A 14,922-nucleotide genomic window follows, 5' to 3' on the forward strand; every position below is an offset into this window, starting at 1 on the left:
TCTGTTTATGATGAAAAACAAGTCCTTAGTAATCCTAAGTCTTGCGCTGCTTTGCGGCGGTCTTAAAGCTCAGTCTGAGCTGAACAACAAAGTCCTGTTCACGGTAGAAAATGATACCGTAACCGCCGAAGAGTATATGGCGGTGTACAATAAGAACCGCGACATTGGTCAGGAAATCGATCCTAAATCTCCCTCGGAGTATTTGGATTTATACCTCAATTTTAAATTGAAGGTGCACGAAGCCAAAGAAATGGGAAAGGATACCATGCCTGCCTTTTTACGCGAATTCCGCAATTACCGTGAGCAACTCACCAAACCTTATTTATCCGATAAGGATGTTACCAAGGAACTGATTCGTGAGGCTTATAGCCGGATGAAGTTCGATGTGCGTGCATCGCATATCATGGTGGGCTTGCCTAAGAACCCTACTCCCGAAGATACTTTGGCTGCTTATAACAAGATTATGAGCTTAAAGAAAAAGATCGAGGAAGGGGCTTTGTTCGAAGAAGTGGCTCAAACCAATTCCGATGATACCTATAGCGCTCGTAAGGGTGGTGATTTAGGCTATTTCACCGTTTTTGATATGGTATATCCATTCGAAAATGCTGCCTATAACACTCGCATTGGAAAGATTTCGGATCCGGTACGCAGTCAGTTTGGATACCATATCGTTAAAACAACAGATAAGCGTGATGCTCGTGGTAAAGTTCGCGTAGCACACTTGATGTTGATCGATAATGATAAAAGTACTTCACAGCAGAAAGAAGATGTGAAGAAAAAGATCGATGAGATCTACGCCAAGCTTCAAGCAGGAGAGGACTTCGTAACTCTGGTAAAACAATACTCCGAAGATAAAACCTCCGTTCCACAAGATGGAATCCTCGAAGCTTTTGGAATCAATAAAATGTATCCGGAATTTGAAGATGCGGCCTTTGCTCTGCAAGACAGCGGTGCATACTCAGAACCAATCAAAACACCAGTAGGTTGGCATATTATTATGCTGGTAGATCATATTGGCGTGCCCGATTTCGAAGAAGCCGAAGGACAAATTCGCAATAAAGTAGAACGTGATGCCCGGGCGCAACAGAGTCAGGTTTCCGTAATGAAACGCATCAAAAAGGATTACAAATTTAAAGAGTATCCAAAGGCCTTTAATTGGGTATATCAGCAGGTAGATGAGTCGTTTATGGAGCGTTCTTTTGAAGTGCCTTCAAAGCTTCATCATGCCGACCAAAGCGTATTTGAATTTGCCAATTTCAAGTACACGGTAAAAGATATCTTGGCTGTTGTTAAGGATCGTCAAGCGCGCTATGGTCGCGGTGGTAACTTGCGTTCGCAGGTTTATAAGCTAATTAAAGATTATCAGGAAGAAGAATTATTAAGCTATGAGAAAAGCCGTCTTTCTGATAAATATCCGGATTTCCGAATGTTGGAGCGCGAGTACTATGAAGGAATTCTACTTTTTGATCTAACTGAAGAAAAAGTTTGGCGTAAGGCCATGACCGATACTACCGGATTAGAGGCTTTCTTCCAAGAACATCGCGACGATTATCAGTGGGATACGCGCTACAATGTTTATTTAATCAATGCAGTAGATAAGAAAACTGCTAAGAAAGCCAGCAAAGCTTTGGAAAAAGGCAAGAGTCGGGCAGAGGTGATGAAAGATTTAAATATCGAGTCTAAACTCAATTTAAATATAGACAGTGCTACGGCCGAGTTAAAAGAATTAGGCGACTGGGCTCCTCTTATTGAGAAGGAAGGTGAGAAAGGTCGTACCGATATTATCGAAGTACATGAGCGTTATAAACAAGCAGTAATTTTAAATATTGAGGCACCTCGGGCCAAAGAGCTTAGTGAAGCAAAAGGTCGAGTGATTAGCGATTACCAAAGCTATTTGGAACAAGCCTGGATTGAAGAATTACGAGCTAAGTATACCGTTAAGGTAAATGAAGACGTTCTGAAGGAAGTCATAAGCGAGCTTGAATAAGGTTTTTAGAATAGCATTAATTGCAAGCCTCCTGTTCACCGCAGGAGGCTGCGATTTTTTCCAGGGTTTGGAAGAGGAGGAGAACAAGGGTCCGATTGTGGCTCGGGTATATGATTCCTATCTCTATCAATCGGAACTGGAAGATATCATGCCCAATGGCTTATCCGCTGACGATAGCATAAGTTTTGTTCAGAATTACATTAATGTTTGGGCCAAGAATGAACTCATGATCTATAAAGCAGAGTTCAATCTTACCGAAGAGCAAAAACAGTTTGAAGAGCAGATTAAAAACTATCGCAATGACTTGTTGAAGTTTGCTTATCAGCAGAAATATGTAGATGATCGATTGGATACCAGCATTAGCGATGCACAGGTAAAGGAATATTATGAGGCTCATTTGGATAACTTTCAACTGAAAGAGAATATTCTTCAATTACGCTATTTGAGTGTGCCTAAGGATGCACCTGATGTAGACAAGGTTTCAGCGTTGTTTAAAAGCTCTAAGGCAGAAGATCAAAAGGCATTATTGGATTATGCATTATCCTTCGCAAGGAGTTTCTCTTTAGAGGATACCAGCTGGATTAGCTTTAATGAGTTCCGCCAATTATTACCGATCCGCACTTATAACCAACAAGACTTCCTGGCGCAGAATAAATTCGTGGAAATGGAAGCCGAGGGTTTAGTATATTTCGCTGAAATCAAGAATTACAAGATCAAAGACAATCCTTCGCCCTTAATCTATGTGGAGGATATTATCCGTAAAACTTTGGTAAACAAACGCCGTTTGGATTTGATAGCAGAGTTGGAAAAGAACTTACTTAGTGACGCATTAAAAAAGAAAGAATTTGAAACCTACCCTTAAATTCTACCTCATATTGGCAGGCTTAAGCCTGAATCTGGCGGTATCAGCTCAACCTAAACTGGTAGATGGCGTTTTGGCTGTTGTGGGAAAAGAGATTGTACTGAAAAGTGATCTCGACCAAACTGCTGAGGCCCAAATCCGTCAAAATCCTGGTATTAAAGTGAACAATTGCCAGGTTTTTGAAGATCTATTGATGGAGAAATTATTGCTGCATCAAGCGGCCCTCGATTCAGTGGAAGTAGGAGAGGAAGAAGTGCAAGCCAATATTGATCGTCGTATCGCGGTATTTATTCAGCAGATTGGTAGCGAAGCCAAATTGGAGCAGTATTACGGAAAATCTATTTTGGAAATAAAGGAGGAAATGGCCCCCTTGATCCAAAACCAGCTTACGGCGCAAAGAATGCTGCAGGAAATTAATGGTGATGTAGAAATTACCCCTTCTGAAGTTCGGGAGTTTTATGAGAGCATTCCCAAAGACAGCTTGCCTCTAATTAATGCAGAGGTAGAGTATGCCGAAATTGCAATTTTCCCTGAAATTACGGATCAAGCTAAGCAAGAAGCCATTGATAAACTGAAAGAAATTAAAGATCGAATTGAGAATGGATCTTCCTTCAGTACTATGGCCGTGCTCTATTCTGAGGATCCCGGAAGCTCTCGTAATGGAGGTGAATACAAAGGCATTAAACGTGGACAGTTCGTAAAAGAATTCGAAGCAGTGGCCTTTAACTTAAAGCTCAATGAGATTTCAGAGCCTTTCCGTACCGAATATGGCTATCACATAGTACAGATTCAAAAGAAAATTGGCCAGGAATTGGATTTGCGTCATATTCTGATCAAACCCAAAATTTCTGGTGAGGATTTAGAGAAAGCCCGTTCAAAGGCGGATAGCATCAGAACGCTGATCTTAAATTCCAAAATCAGCTTTGAAGATGCCGCACAAAAGTTTTCAGATAGTGAAGATTCGCGCCTAAACGGTGGTCGGGTGATGAACCAACAAACTGGTGATAGCCGTTGGGAAACCGGACAATTAGATAAAACGGTATTCTATACCCTCGAAGGAATTGAGGAGGGCACAATTTCGGAACCGGTATTGTTCCGCACCCGCGATGAAAAAGAAGGCTATAAAATTGTAAAGCTTATTGATCGCAGTGAAGCGCATATAGCAGATATGGCTACCGACTATCAACGTATTAAGCAGGTGGCTTTAGCCAAGAAAAAACAGGAAGTATTGGAGGAATGGGTTAATGATAAGATTTTGGATACCTACGTTCGGGTGAACAATGATTACTTACAATGCACTTTTGAGCGCCAGTGGCTAAACAATTCCTCGTATGCAGAACAATAGCGGAGACGTAGAAATGGTAAAAGAGTTAGGTGTCAAATACCAACTCTTAAAAGATGAAATTGGCAAAGTAATTATTGGTCAGGATGAAGTAATCCACCTTCTTTTACTTTCAATTTTCTGTAAAGGTCACTCGCTTTTAGTGGGGGTACCCGGATTAGCTAAAACCTTATTAGTTAACACGGTAGCACAGTCATTAGGTCTGAGCTTTCGCCGGATTCAGTTTACACCGGATTTGATGCCTTCCGATATTGTGGGAGCCGAAATTCTGGATGAGAATCGTCAATTTAAATTTGTAAAAGGGCCCTTATTTGCTAATATCATTTTGGCTGATGAGATTAACCGTACCCCTCCCAAAACGCAGTCAGCTTTATTAGAAGCCATGCAGGAACGTTCAGTTACCGCCGGAGGGCATACCTATAAAATGGCTAATCCATTTTTCGTATTAGCCACACAAAACCCGATAGAGCAAGAGGGAACTTATCCACTGCCAGAAGCTCAGCTCGACCGTTTTATGTTTAATATCGAAGTGGGATATCCCAGCTTTGAAGAGGAAGTGAGTATTGTGAAAAATACCACTATTGGGGTCGAAGCGGAAGTAAATGAAGTCTTGACAGTTGAAGAAATCGTAAAATATCAACAATTGGTGCGTAAAATTCCGGTGAGTGATCATCTCTATGAATATGCCATCCGATTAGTACAAGCAACTCGCCCCGATACCCCTAATGCTAAGGAGGTTACCCGCGAATACCTGTCCTGGGGAGCCGGTCCTAGAGCTTCACAAAATTTAATCCTTGCCGCTAAGGCGCACGCTGCTTTGCAGGGCAAGTTTAGCCCTGACACCGAAGATGTTATGGCCGTAGCCAAGCCAATATTGCGCCACCGTATTGTGAAGAACTACCGCGCAGAGGCTGAAGGAATCAGTATTGAAAAGATCATTGAAGGCTTAGTCTGAAAGGGCTCCGTATACTTGGGATAATTAGTAGCTTTGCACCCCAGTAGACAACGCAGGTCACCTATACTATGCCATCAACAAAATACATCTTTGTAACCGGGGGTGTTACCTCTTCACTGGGTAAGGGTATCATTTCAGCTTCTTTAGCCACCTTATTGCAATCCAGAGGATACAGTGTAACGATCCAAAAGCTGGACCCTTATATCAATATCGACCCGGGAACCCTCAATCCATACGAACATGGCGAATGCTATGTAACTAACGACGGAGCCGAAACGGATTTAGATCTGGGGCACTATGAGCGTTTTTTAAATCGCCCTACCTCACAGGCTAATAACGTTACTACGGGTCGTGTTTATCAAACCGTAATTGAGAAAGAACGTCGTGGAGATTATTTGGGGAAAACCGTTCAGGTAATTCCACATATTACCGATGAGATTAAACGTCGGATCCAATTATTAGGGAATACTGGAGAGTTCGAAATCGTAATCACCGAAATAGGGGGTACCGTAGGCGATATTGAAGCTTTACCCTATATCGAAGCCGTTCGTCAGCTGCGCTGGGAACTTGGTGATGATAGCCTGGTAGTGCATTTAACCCTGGTGCCTTATTTGGCGGCTACGGGAGAAATGAAAACTAAACCCACCCAACACTCCGTACAGAAATTACAGGAATCAGGCATTCAGCCCGATGTTTTAGTTTGTCGTACGGAACATGATTTGGGAGAGGATATTCGTAAAAAACTGGCCCTCTTCTGCAATGTAAAGAAGGAAGCCGTGGTTCAAAGTATTGATGCTGAAACCATTTATGCAGTGCCCATTTTAATGCGCAATCAGCATTTGGACGAGGTGGTATTAAACCGTTTGAATCTTCCTATTGATGACAATTTAGATTTGGTAAATTGGAAGGACTTCCTTTACAAATTACGCTTCCCTAAAAATGAAGTGGAAATTGGACTCATCGGAAAATATGTTGAGTTAAAAGACTCCTATAAATCGATCGCAGAAGCCTTTATTCATGCAGGCGCCACCAATGAAACCAAAGTTAAGATTCGTTGGATTCACTCCGAAAATCTGTCCAAAGACAGTATGGAGAAAACCTTAGGTGGATTGGATGGAATTTTAGTAGCGCCAGGATTTGGTGAGCGTGGTTTTGAAGGAAAACTAGATGCGATCCGTTATGCTCGTGAGAGTAAGGTTCCATTCTTAGGAATCTGCTTGGGTATGCAAGCCGCGGTAATTGAATTTGCCCGCAATGTATTAGGCTTTGAAGGTGCTAACAGTACTGAAATGGATGCTGATACTGCCTATCCGGTGATCGACTTAATGGAAGATCAAAAAGGTCTTACCCGCAAAGGAGGAACCATGCGTTTAGGTGCATGTGATTGTGCCCTTAAAGAAGACTCCATAGCCTATGGTGTGTATCGTCGTCCTACCATTAGTGAACGTCACCGTCATAGATATGAGTTTAATAACCAATATCTCGCTGATTTCGAGAAAAATGGTATGATTGCCACGGGTAAGAATCCAGATATGGATTTAGTAGAAATTGTAGAAATCCCTGATCATCCTTGGTTTATGGGTGTACAATTTCACCCGGAGTACAAAAGTACTGTGGCCAACCCCCATCCCTTATTTGTAAAATTTGTAGCCGCTGCATTGAAGTACAGCGAAAACGAAAACGCTTAAAATGAAAAGTAAGCTGGATTTAAACAGCATCGTTGGCTTTTTGCTAATCGGTGCAATTGTTCTTTATTTCACGGTATTCTTCGATAATGGAGATGCTACAGCTGATGCGGCTTTAGCCAATTCTACCGATAGCACTCAAGTTGAAAAAACGGCCATTGATACAGCTGCCTTGGTTGCAGTAGAAGAACCTGAAGTGGTTCTAAGCAATGATACCCTACAAGGGGATAGCCTTGAGTATTTAAAAGCCCTAAGTCTCTATGGACCATTTGCCAAGCACATGATGGCCCATTCAGAAACCGAGTTTTTTGTTCTGGAGAATGAATTGTTAAGGGTAAAAATCTCAAGCCTGGGTGGTCAAATTGTAGAAGCGGAATTGAAGAAGTACCGTACCTACGATTCTTTACCGCTTTACCTATTAAAAGAGAATAGCAATTTCGGTTTTAGTATTCAGGCCGGCCAGCTACGTAGCAGCTCTCAATTGCAGTTTAAACTGGCAAATCAGGGCGACGACTTTGTGGAATTATTGGCACAAACGGATGAAGGCGGTCAATTGTTTTTTCGTTATGCGATTAAGGATAATGACTATCGCCTAGATTTTGATGTTCAAAGTCAAGGTTTGAGCAGCCTATTAGCCAATGTAGATCAGAACTTGCTTTGGGAGATGAAAGCTCGTCGTCATGAGAAAAACAAAGACAACGAGATTACGCGCTCCGAAATGCAGTATCGCCTGGTTAAAGATCAGGATGTAGAAAGTTTCAATACCACTTCTCGTGATCAAGAAGTAGCTGAAGGTTCTTTAGATTGGGTGGCCTATCGCCAACAGTTTTTCAGCACCATTTTACAATCGAGAGGTGAGCCATTTGCTACTGGCGATTTCGAAGTAGCCAGTTTAGATGAAGAAGGCTATACCAAATACTATGCTTCCAGCTTACAGTATCCGAAGGCCAGCAATGGCGATTTGCAATTACCCATGGCGATTTACCTGGGACCTAATAAATTCGAAATTCTTGATTCATACGAAGCTGGATTTGAAGAACTCATTCCATTAGGTTGGGGAATCTTAGGCTGGATTAACCGTGGTATTGTACTCAATGTATTTAACTGGCTCGAAGCTTACGGTATTAATTACGGTCTGATCATCCTAATCATCGCCGTATTGATTAAAATGATCTTATTCCCATTAACCTATCAATCCTATCGCTCTATGGCGAAGATGCGGGTATTGAAACCTGAGATTGATGAGTTAAATGAGAAATACGATGATGCAGCCAAGAAGCAGCAAGCGCAATTGGAATTGTATAATAAAGCCGGGGTAAGTCCGCTGGGAGGTTGTTTACCAATGCTCTTGCAGTTCCCAATTTTGATTGCCCTGTTCCAATTTTTCCCTGCCTCCATTGAATTGCGTCAACAGCCATTCTTATGGGCCACTGATTTAAGTACTTACGATTCAATTTATCAATTGCCTTTTACCATTCCTGTATATGGTAATCACGTAAGTTTATTTACCCTTTTAATGACCGTTTCTACCCTGATTTACACTTATATGAATCAGCAGTTAACCGGCTCGGCACAAAATCAGCAATTCCCACAGATGAAGTACATTATTTATCTGATGCCGATTATGTTCCTTGGGGTATTCAATAATTACGCAGCGGGCTTAAGCTATTACTATTTTGTTGCGAACATGATCACTTTTGGTCAACAGTTTGCTATTCGTTCTTTCATTGATGAGGACAAGATTAAAGCGAAGATTGCCAAGCGCAAAGAAGGCCCTCAGAAAGAAAACCGATTGATGCGTCGTATGCGTGAGGTGCAGGAACAGCAGCAAAATCAAAGTCGTCAGCAACGTCGTAAAAAGTAATATATGAAGCGCCTATTTCCCATAGCCATAGTTTTAGCAGGTCTTACGGCCTGTTCCTCCTCAAAAGCTTTGTATAAGAACATGATTATGCAAAATGAATCATGGTCTTTTGCGTGGGAGTCTAAAGCATGTATGGGTACTTGCGCTATTTATTCCGCTAAACTTGAGGGTAATACCTTGAGCTTTCAGGGCATTCGAAATACAAAGTTTGTAGGCGATACTTTGCTGGAAAATCAGAATGAATTGAATGATGATCTGGCTTCACTGTTGGAATATTTGAAATTCAACAATTTAGATAGCTTGTATCAAACTGAAGGAGCCATGGATGGTCCCCATTATGTTTATCACTTAGAGTGTACTGCACAGAACTCTATAGTGGACAAAAAGGTGAGTACCCTGCAAAACGAGCCGGAAAAACTTCTCACATTAAGGAAGTGGTTGAATCGACAACTTCAAAAAAAGGGCCTATTATAGGCCCTTTTTTTATACTGATATTTTGCTCTCGATTTATCGCAATACCTTGAAGCTGGCTTTTTCGCCCTTAAGATTTTGAACTTCTAAAAAGTAGAGTCCGGTACTAATAGAGAAGTTAAGTTCAGCGGCTCTTCCTTCCAGATTTCCTTCATGTACTATACGGCCTTGTGCATCACGCAATGCATAGTGACTTAGTGAATCGTCGCTTTCCAACATTAAAGATTCTCCCTTGATAAAGCCCAGGGTATTGAATAGACGAATTCCAAAGGGGTTTCCGGGCTCTTCGAGGCTAAAGTCGGAACTCAACACATTTCGGCGTACAAAAGCCGTTTTAATGACTTGAAAATGGGCACCGCCATAAAGGTTGGCATCTGCTTGAATCACCATTCTGGCAAAATCAGGATAGGTACTGTTATTCTGTAATGTGAATAAAGCCTCCAGAATAATTTTATCTGCGATTTGTCGACTGGTATTATCGCGAATTTCCAATAAGCAAGAGGCCATTAAGTCCGTATGCTGGTAAATATTGGAATTAAAGCTAAGGGTCTGATAATCTTTATTGCTAGTCGCAGATCGGCCGGGCCAAAATGCATTGTGACCGTCCCAGTTAAAGACCCGGTCTCTTTGATTGGGGCTAAATACCAAAGACCAGCTAATGGCGAAATAATCACAAATGGCCTCTTCCATACCCGCTCTTTCGCTTATACGATTGGTATTTGCTGCTGCGCCACTTATTAAGGAGTGACCGTATTCATGGATTACTACATCTGCATCCTCTGCATCATCAACACCACCTTCACCCATGTAAATGCGGCTCTCGGCCGGACTGAAATAACTCTGATCTGCATCACTCAATGCGTGAACATCAATAGAAATTTGAGATCCCGGAATTGAAGTGAAGCCCAGACTATCGATATAGTTTTTGTAATGGCTTAAATGGAAAAAAGCATTTACATCCTCAAATTCATCATCCGCACGGGTATAGTTAAATACCGGAATCGTGCTAGTGGCGGGAGCAACCGATGGAGCACTAAAGTCATCAATCTTAATGTCGGCATTTTCGAGCTTAAAGACCCCATTATCAAAGCTTGCGGTAAAATTACGCAGGAAGCGTTGCGCGTTTAAACTGGAGTTGGTGCCATCATTATTATCCGAATAATTACCACCATAATTCACATTGGCGGTGCTTAATGGATCGGGTAGAAAAATGTTAGCCGTACAAGTAGAGTCCGAACCATAACGACGGTTATCGGCCAAATTGAATATTTCAGATCCGGCAACGAAAGCTTGAAAATGGGCACCTTCAGGACCAAAGAAATCCAAATTATAACCAGGTAATAAAATATCTTGCAAGGCCAGGATACCGGCTTCGCTATGCATGCGCTGGCAGTCCAGTTCTAAGCGCATGGCAGTAGTATCAATTTTAAGATTTTCCAAATTGGCCAAAGGCCTGGGTAAATCCGGATATTGAATCAGTAGGCTGCCATTATTGTAATAATGTAGGGATAGAGCCTGAAACGCCAATTTACGTCCTTCTAAAAACAAGGTATAATGCTCATGCTGGCCTGCCGGGCTTTGAACACTTTTATCCAAATCTAAAGTCCAATTCGCATCAGGCAATAAAGCCAAAGCAAGATTTAAAGCACTTTCACCTGAAAAGTGATCCTGGCGGTACTCGAGCATGGGGCTGCCATAAGTCTGACTATTATGGAGAGGTGTTTTATTGCCATGAGCCCAAAGCAAGGTCGGACTAAACAGGAGCAGGTAAAGGGCTTTTTTAATCATCTTCATCCAGTTCTTTGATCTTAATTTGATATAATTCTTTCAGTTGATCCAGGGCTAAATCCGTTTTTGACCTTCGCACTTTTAATTGATAGCCAGCGTCCTTATCCATAGATTCACCTACAATTTCAAACTCGCTTTGGGGTAAAACCCGCATTACTTCATCCATGGCGAAGTAAGGGAAGCGTACTTCAAATTGACGATATAAATATACATCCAAAGGCTGGGCATTTCGCAAAGCCTCTTCAGCGGAGCTCCGATAGGCATTAATTAAGCCGCCCACTCCCAACTTGGTTCCTCCAAAATAACGCACTACAATTACCGCTACATCCCATAGTTCCAGCGACTGAATGGCATGGTAAATAGGGGTACCCGCCGAATGAGATGGTTCCCCATCATCATTAAAACGCCATTGAGGCTGAGTAGGTTGGCAGCGATAGGCATAGCAGTGGTGCCGAGCATCGTAGTACTGCTTTTTTACTTGCTCCAGAATGGCAGGGAATTCACTTTCATCCTTTAAGGGAAAAGCCAGGGCTATAAATTTCGAACCACGGTCTTTAAAAAGCGCTTCTGATTTTTCCTTTATACTTTGGTAATTGTCGGCGGTTAGGGCCTCTTGCATCATAGGGCTAAAGCTATCAAAACAATGGAAACTATAGCCAGGCCTATACCAGCGAGGTTAAGAGAACTTAATTTTTCCTTGAAAAAGAAATAGCCTAAGAGGGCACTTAAAAACACGATCCCCACATTGTTAAGGGCAAAAATGCTGGAGCTTTCTAATCCGCGCATGCTTAAGGATCGCAGTAAAAAATAGATGCTGCCATAATTGGGTATTCCTAAAGCCAGGCCTCCTAAAACAGATTTTAACTCAAACTTTTGCTTCTGTGCGAATCTTTGATAGGCCACGAAGACTAAACCGAAAAGAGCGGCCATCCCAAAAATGCTGGAGGCAAACCAGGATTGATCTGCGGCTGGAACTAATTCGGCTTCATTGTATTTTAAGAAGGCATCTAAAAATCCAGAGCCTAAAAAGAGAATAATCGGAAACCAGAAACTCGCAGCAGAGCTTTTCATCTTTCTGGGTTGGTAGGTGGTCATATAAACCGCCAGTAAAGCCAATAGGATGCCCGTTAATTTTAGGGCTCCCAGAGATTCCCCAAAATAGATCACTCCAAAGCTAACGGGTACTATTACCGCCATTTTTACCGCTACGGAAACGGTGGCCATTCCGTAATTCTGACTTACCCAAGCCATTAAACGAAAGAGGCTAATAAACAATAATCCTAAGATTAAGACCGATGAAAACCAAGGCTGCTCGACTAAGTTCAATGGATGCTGCTCACCATTACTAAGGGCCAAACCAATCCCAAAAGCCACGAAGTAATTGACCAAGATGGCTTGCAGATTGTCAACTGAATAAGTCTTAAACAGCTTGAATACGATGAAGATAAGTACCGAACAACTTATGCTAAGAAGCAGCCAAATCATAGGGGACGAAGGTTTTGAATGAGGTCTTTACCTAATTTGAATTCATCGTAAATCTGTCCTTTTATTTTTGGAGCAGACAAACCGGATTTTAAATCATGATTGGCTTTTATAATCCAAGCTTCATCCCAAAGACCTGCATCAATAAAGGATTGTAGGGTATGCGCTCCGCCTTCAATTAAAAGGCTTTGAATGCCTTCTTCATACAAGGTTTTGATCAGGGAAGACAAAGAATCCGAATTGGGCTCTAATACTCGATCTCTTTCATTTTCTGCCTTTCGGCTGAAACGCAGGTAGTTTTGATCTCGGAATACGCGGTATTCAGATCCTAATTGATAGCTAGGATCCAAGACAATCCGCAAAGGATCGGCTCCTTCAAAAGCCCGACAATCTAAGGAGGGATTATCAATCTCCACGGTTTTCCGTCCTACCAGAATAGCCTGGTTCTCGGCTCTTAATCTATGTGTGAAAACCTGAGTTTCGGGCTGACTAATCCATTGAATCCCTTTTTCTTGTGCTTCACGATCCGGGTCCATTATACCATCTGCACTTTGGGCCCATTTTAAGCTGATATAGGGGCGATGTTCGCGGTGAAAAGTGAAAAAGCGTCGATTTAATTCCAATGCCTCTGCTTCCAATATTCCTTCGCGAACTGTAATTCCAGCCGCTTGCAATTTGGCAATGCCCTTGCCATTCACTTCGGCATTATAATCTCGAGAGGCGATTACCACTTCTGGAATTCCTTTTTCGATGATCAGATCAGAACAGGGGGGAGTTTTACCAAAATGGGAGCAGGGTTCTAAGCTCACATATATGCAGGACTCTTTGAGTAGTTCCGGGTTCTTCACTCGAGAAATGGCCACCACTTCAGCATGGGGTCCACCGGGGTGATGATGGTATCCTTCAGCGATTATTTTTCCCTGATGCACAATTACCGCTCCTACCATGGGATTGGGAGCAACGGTGTATCGGCCTTTTTCCGCCAGCTCTAAACAGCGTTGGATATAGAGTTCATCCTGCGACATGAGCGCAAAAATACTATTCCCGTTTTGCTAATAGTCCATCGAATACTGCCTTTTAATAAATTAGCTCCATGAACCAACCCAGCCTTAATGAGTATCAAATGCGTCCTCGTTACAAGTTTAGTAATGAGCGTACTGCAGCTGAATTACGTAGCTCCTTAAAACAGGCCTTGAGCAGCGATGCAAATTGGCCTTTGCAGTATAAGGATACGCACGGACATTTAATTTTCTCCTACAAGAAAAAAGATCGTCATACCTGGTCTCCAGAAATGGATTTAAACCTGGAAGAACGACCGGAAGGAGGGACTTTAATTCGCGTCTTAATAGGACCTGCTGCTGGTATATGGACCTTTTTCATGTTCCTCTATACCATCTGTATTTTAATAGCCGCGGGAAGCTTTGTTTTAAGCTATTCCCAATATGTTTTGGACAAAACAATTTGGGGATTCTGGTTGCTGCCCATCGCAGTTTTGGGGGCAGTAGCGGTATACTTGGCGGGACTTTATGGAAAGAGTAGAGCCATTCCCCAAATGATCTTTCTCAAGAAATTTTTTGATGCCGCCTTACCTAAAAGTGTTTTGCTGGAGGGCGATCTTAGGAAGGTATAATTAGGCTTAAATAGCTGCAAGGATAGTATAACGAAAAAAGGCCCTGAAAATCAGAGCCTTTTTCTTTTTGTAGCGAGGACGAGGTTTGAACCCGTGTCCGCCTCTGGCGGATAAGAATCCTCCAATATTTTGAAAAGTTCTGAATAGAAATCAAAATCGATCCTCTTTATAAAAGCTGGTCCTGCGGAGTTGATAATAAAGTCAAGTTTGAGGGCTTAAGAATCCGACCAAAATCACTAAACGAAAAAAGGCCCTGAAAATCAGAGCCTTTTTCTTTTTGTAGCGAGGACGGGAGTTGAACCCGTGACCTCCGGGTTATGAATCCGACGCTCTAACCAACTGAGCTACCTCGCCGTTTTCGGGCGGCAAATATACTGACATTTCTAAATTCACAAAGATTTGTTGCAAGGTTTTTCACTGGTACTTTTTTATATATTGCGCCCTTCTCAATAGTTAATGATCTAAGATGTCCGATAAAACAAAATTCGAGCTTGAATTTCCGGTAAAAGCTTCCCCATCAATGTTATTCCCGTATTTATCCACTCCCAGCGGTTTGTCTGAGTGGTTTTCGGACGACGTAAATTCTCGCGGTGAGAAGTATACTTTTATCTGGGAAGGAGAGGAGCGCGATGCTTTTCGTATTGCCCGTAAGAAAGATCAATTCATTCGCTTTCGATGGGAAGAGGATGAAGACGAGGGCAACAAATATTTCTTTGAATTTCGCATTGAGGTGGATGAGCTCACCAATGATACTTCTTTAATCATTGTAGATTACAGTGAAGAAGATGAGATCGAAGAAGATAAACTTCTTTGGGATAGCCAGGTTCACCAATTGCTGCACACGATTGGATCTTAG

At 42.2% G+C, this 14,922-nt stretch carries 13 protein-coding genes and 1 tRNA gene; 9 read left to right on the plus strand and 5 right to left on the minus strand.

What is annotated here, in order from left to right:
* Positions 1-7: 7 nt before the first annotated feature.
* The 7 genes from ACO05P_RS03310 to ACO05P_RS03340 all read left to right on the plus strand — a co-directional run bounded on the left by ACO05P_RS03310 (position 8) and on the right by ACO05P_RS03340 (position 9,169).
* Positions 8-1,987, plus strand: a complete 1,980-nt coding sequence (locus ACO05P_RS03310) for a peptidylprolyl isomerase (protein WP_421753364.1) — start codon at positions 8-10, stop codon at positions 1,985-1,987.
* Entirely contained in the window at positions 1,980-2,849 is an 870-nt protein-coding gene (locus ACO05P_RS03315; protein WP_421753365.1) for a hypothetical protein, read from the plus strand. The genes ACO05P_RS03310 and ACO05P_RS03315 overlap by 8 nt, the downstream gene beginning before the upstream one ends.
* Positions 2,833-4,194 (plus strand): foldase protein PrsA, encoded by a 1,362-nt coding sequence (locus tag ACO05P_RS03320; protein WP_421753366.1) that lies wholly within the window; start codon positions 2,833-2,835, stop codon positions 4,192-4,194. The genes ACO05P_RS03315 and ACO05P_RS03320 overlap by 17 nt, the downstream gene beginning before the upstream one ends.
* On the plus strand, positions 4,181-5,146 hold the full coding sequence (locus ACO05P_RS03325; RefSeq protein WP_421753367.1) for an AAA family ATPase: 966 nt from the start codon (positions 4,181-4,183) through the stop codon (positions 5,144-5,146). Before ACO05P_RS03320 ends, ACO05P_RS03325 begins: the two co-directional genes overlap by 14 nt.
* Positions 5,147-5,214: 68 nt before the next feature.
* Positions 5,215-6,834, plus strand: a complete 1,620-nt coding sequence (locus ACO05P_RS03330) for a CTP synthase (protein WP_421753368.1) — start codon at positions 5,215-5,217, stop codon at positions 6,832-6,834.
* A gap of 1 nt (position 6,835) precedes the next feature.
* Positions 6,836-8,695, plus strand: coding sequence for a membrane protein insertase YidC (yidC, locus tag ACO05P_RS03335; RefSeq protein WP_421753369.1), 1,860 nt, complete (start codon positions 6,836-6,838; stop codon positions 8,693-8,695).
* 3 nt (positions 8,696-8,698) lie between these two features.
* Positions 8,699-9,169, plus strand: coding sequence for a DUF6438 domain-containing protein (locus ACO05P_RS03340; RefSeq protein ID WP_421753370.1), 471 nt, complete (start codon positions 8,699-8,701; stop codon positions 9,167-9,169).
* A gap of 33 nt (positions 9,170-9,202) precedes the next feature.
* Here ACO05P_RS03340 and ACO05P_RS03345 read toward each other — a convergent pair whose 3' ends face one another.
* The 4 genes from ACO05P_RS03345 to ribD are packed head-to-tail and all read right to left on the minus strand — an operon-like array spanning position 9,203 to position 13,461.
* A complete protein-coding gene (locus ACO05P_RS03345) occupies positions 9,203-10,960 on the minus strand; it encodes a hypothetical protein (protein ID WP_421753371.1) in 1,758 nt (585 codons plus the stop codon).
* Positions 10,947-11,576, minus strand: a complete 630-nt coding sequence (locus ACO05P_RS03350) for an IMPACT family protein (protein ID WP_421753372.1) — start codon at positions 11,574-11,576, stop codon at positions 10,947-10,949. Before ACO05P_RS03350 ends, ACO05P_RS03345 begins: the two co-directional genes overlap by 14 nt.
* Positions 11,573-12,439 (minus strand): EamA/RhaT family transporter, encoded by an 867-nt coding sequence (locus ACO05P_RS03355; protein WP_421753373.1) that lies wholly within the window; start codon positions 12,437-12,439, stop codon positions 11,573-11,575. Before ACO05P_RS03355 ends, ACO05P_RS03350 begins: the two co-directional genes overlap by 4 nt.
* Positions 12,436-13,461, minus strand: a complete 1,026-nt coding sequence (ribD, locus tag ACO05P_RS03360) for a bifunctional diaminohydroxyphosphoribosylaminopyrimidine deaminase/5-amino-6-(5-phosphoribosylamino)uracil reductase RibD (RefSeq protein WP_421753374.1) — start codon at positions 13,459-13,461, stop codon at positions 12,436-12,438. Before ribD ends, ACO05P_RS03355 begins: the two co-directional genes overlap by 4 nt.
* A gap of 68 nt (positions 13,462-13,529) precedes the next feature.
* Between ribD and ACO05P_RS03365 the strand changes: the two genes are divergently transcribed.
* Entirely contained in the window at positions 13,530-14,066 is a 537-nt protein-coding gene (locus tag ACO05P_RS03365) for a hypothetical protein (RefSeq protein WP_421753375.1), read from the plus strand.
* A 280-nt stretch (positions 14,067-14,346) separates the two neighbouring features.
* Here ACO05P_RS03365 and ACO05P_RS03370 read toward each other — a convergent pair.
* Positions 14,347-14,420, minus strand: a tRNA-Met gene (locus ACO05P_RS03370).
* 112 nt (positions 14,421-14,532) lie between these two features.
* Here ACO05P_RS03370 and ACO05P_RS03375 point away from each other — a divergent pair.
* Positions 14,533-14,922: an START-like domain-containing protein gene (locus tag ACO05P_RS03375; protein WP_210758562.1), complete on the plus strand. Its 390-nt coding sequence runs from the start codon at positions 14,533-14,535 to the stop codon at positions 14,920-14,922.

This window comes from Croceimicrobium sp. (genome assembly GCF_965228705.1).
Classification (GTDB): Bacteria; Bacteroidota; Bacteroidia; order Flavobacteriales; family Schleiferiaceae; genus Croceimicrobium.

What these genes read in the sequence shown, in the direction of transcription:
- ribD (WP_421753374.1), bottom strand. Translation starts at nt 13,461, where the DNA reads ATGTCGCAGGATGAACTCTATATCCAACGCTGTTTAGAGCTGGCGGAA.
- ACO05P_RS03365 (WP_421753375.1), top strand. Translation starts at nt 13,530, where the DNA reads ATGAACCAACCCAGCCTTAATGAGTATCAAATGCGTCCTCGTTACAAG.
- ACO05P_RS03330 (WP_421753368.1), top strand. Translation starts at nt 5,215, where the DNA reads ATGCCATCAACAAAATACATCTTTGTAACCGGGGGTGTTACCTCTTCA.
- ACO05P_RS03375 (WP_210758562.1), top strand. Translation starts at nt 14,533, where the DNA reads ATGTCCGATAAAACAAAATTCGAGCTTGAATTTCCGGTAAAAGCTTCC.
- yidC (WP_421753369.1), top strand. Translation starts at nt 6,836, where the DNA reads ATGAAAAGTAAGCTGGATTTAAACAGCATCGTTGGCTTTTTGCTAATC.
- ACO05P_RS03325 (WP_421753367.1), top strand. Translation starts at nt 4,181, where the DNA reads ATGCAGAACAATAGCGGAGACGTAGAAATGGTAAAAGAGTTAGGTGTC.
- ACO05P_RS03345 (WP_421753371.1), bottom strand. Translation starts at nt 10,960, where the DNA reads ATGAAGATGATTAAAAAAGCCCTTTACCTGCTCCTGTTTAGTCCGACC.
- ACO05P_RS03350 (WP_421753372.1), bottom strand. Translation starts at nt 11,576, where the DNA reads ATGATGCAAGAGGCCCTAACCGCCGACAATTACCAAAGTATAAAGGAA.
- ACO05P_RS03310 (WP_421753364.1), top strand. Translation starts at nt 8, where the DNA reads ATGATGAAAAACAAGTCCTTAGTAATCCTAAGTCTTGCGCTGCTTTGC.
- ACO05P_RS03340 (WP_421753370.1), top strand. Translation starts at nt 8,699, where the DNA reads ATGAAGCGCCTATTTCCCATAGCCATAGTTTTAGCAGGTCTTACGGCC.
- ACO05P_RS03355 (WP_421753373.1), bottom strand. Translation starts at nt 12,439, where the DNA reads ATGATTTGGCTGCTTCTTAGCATAAGTTGTTCGGTACTTATCTTCATC.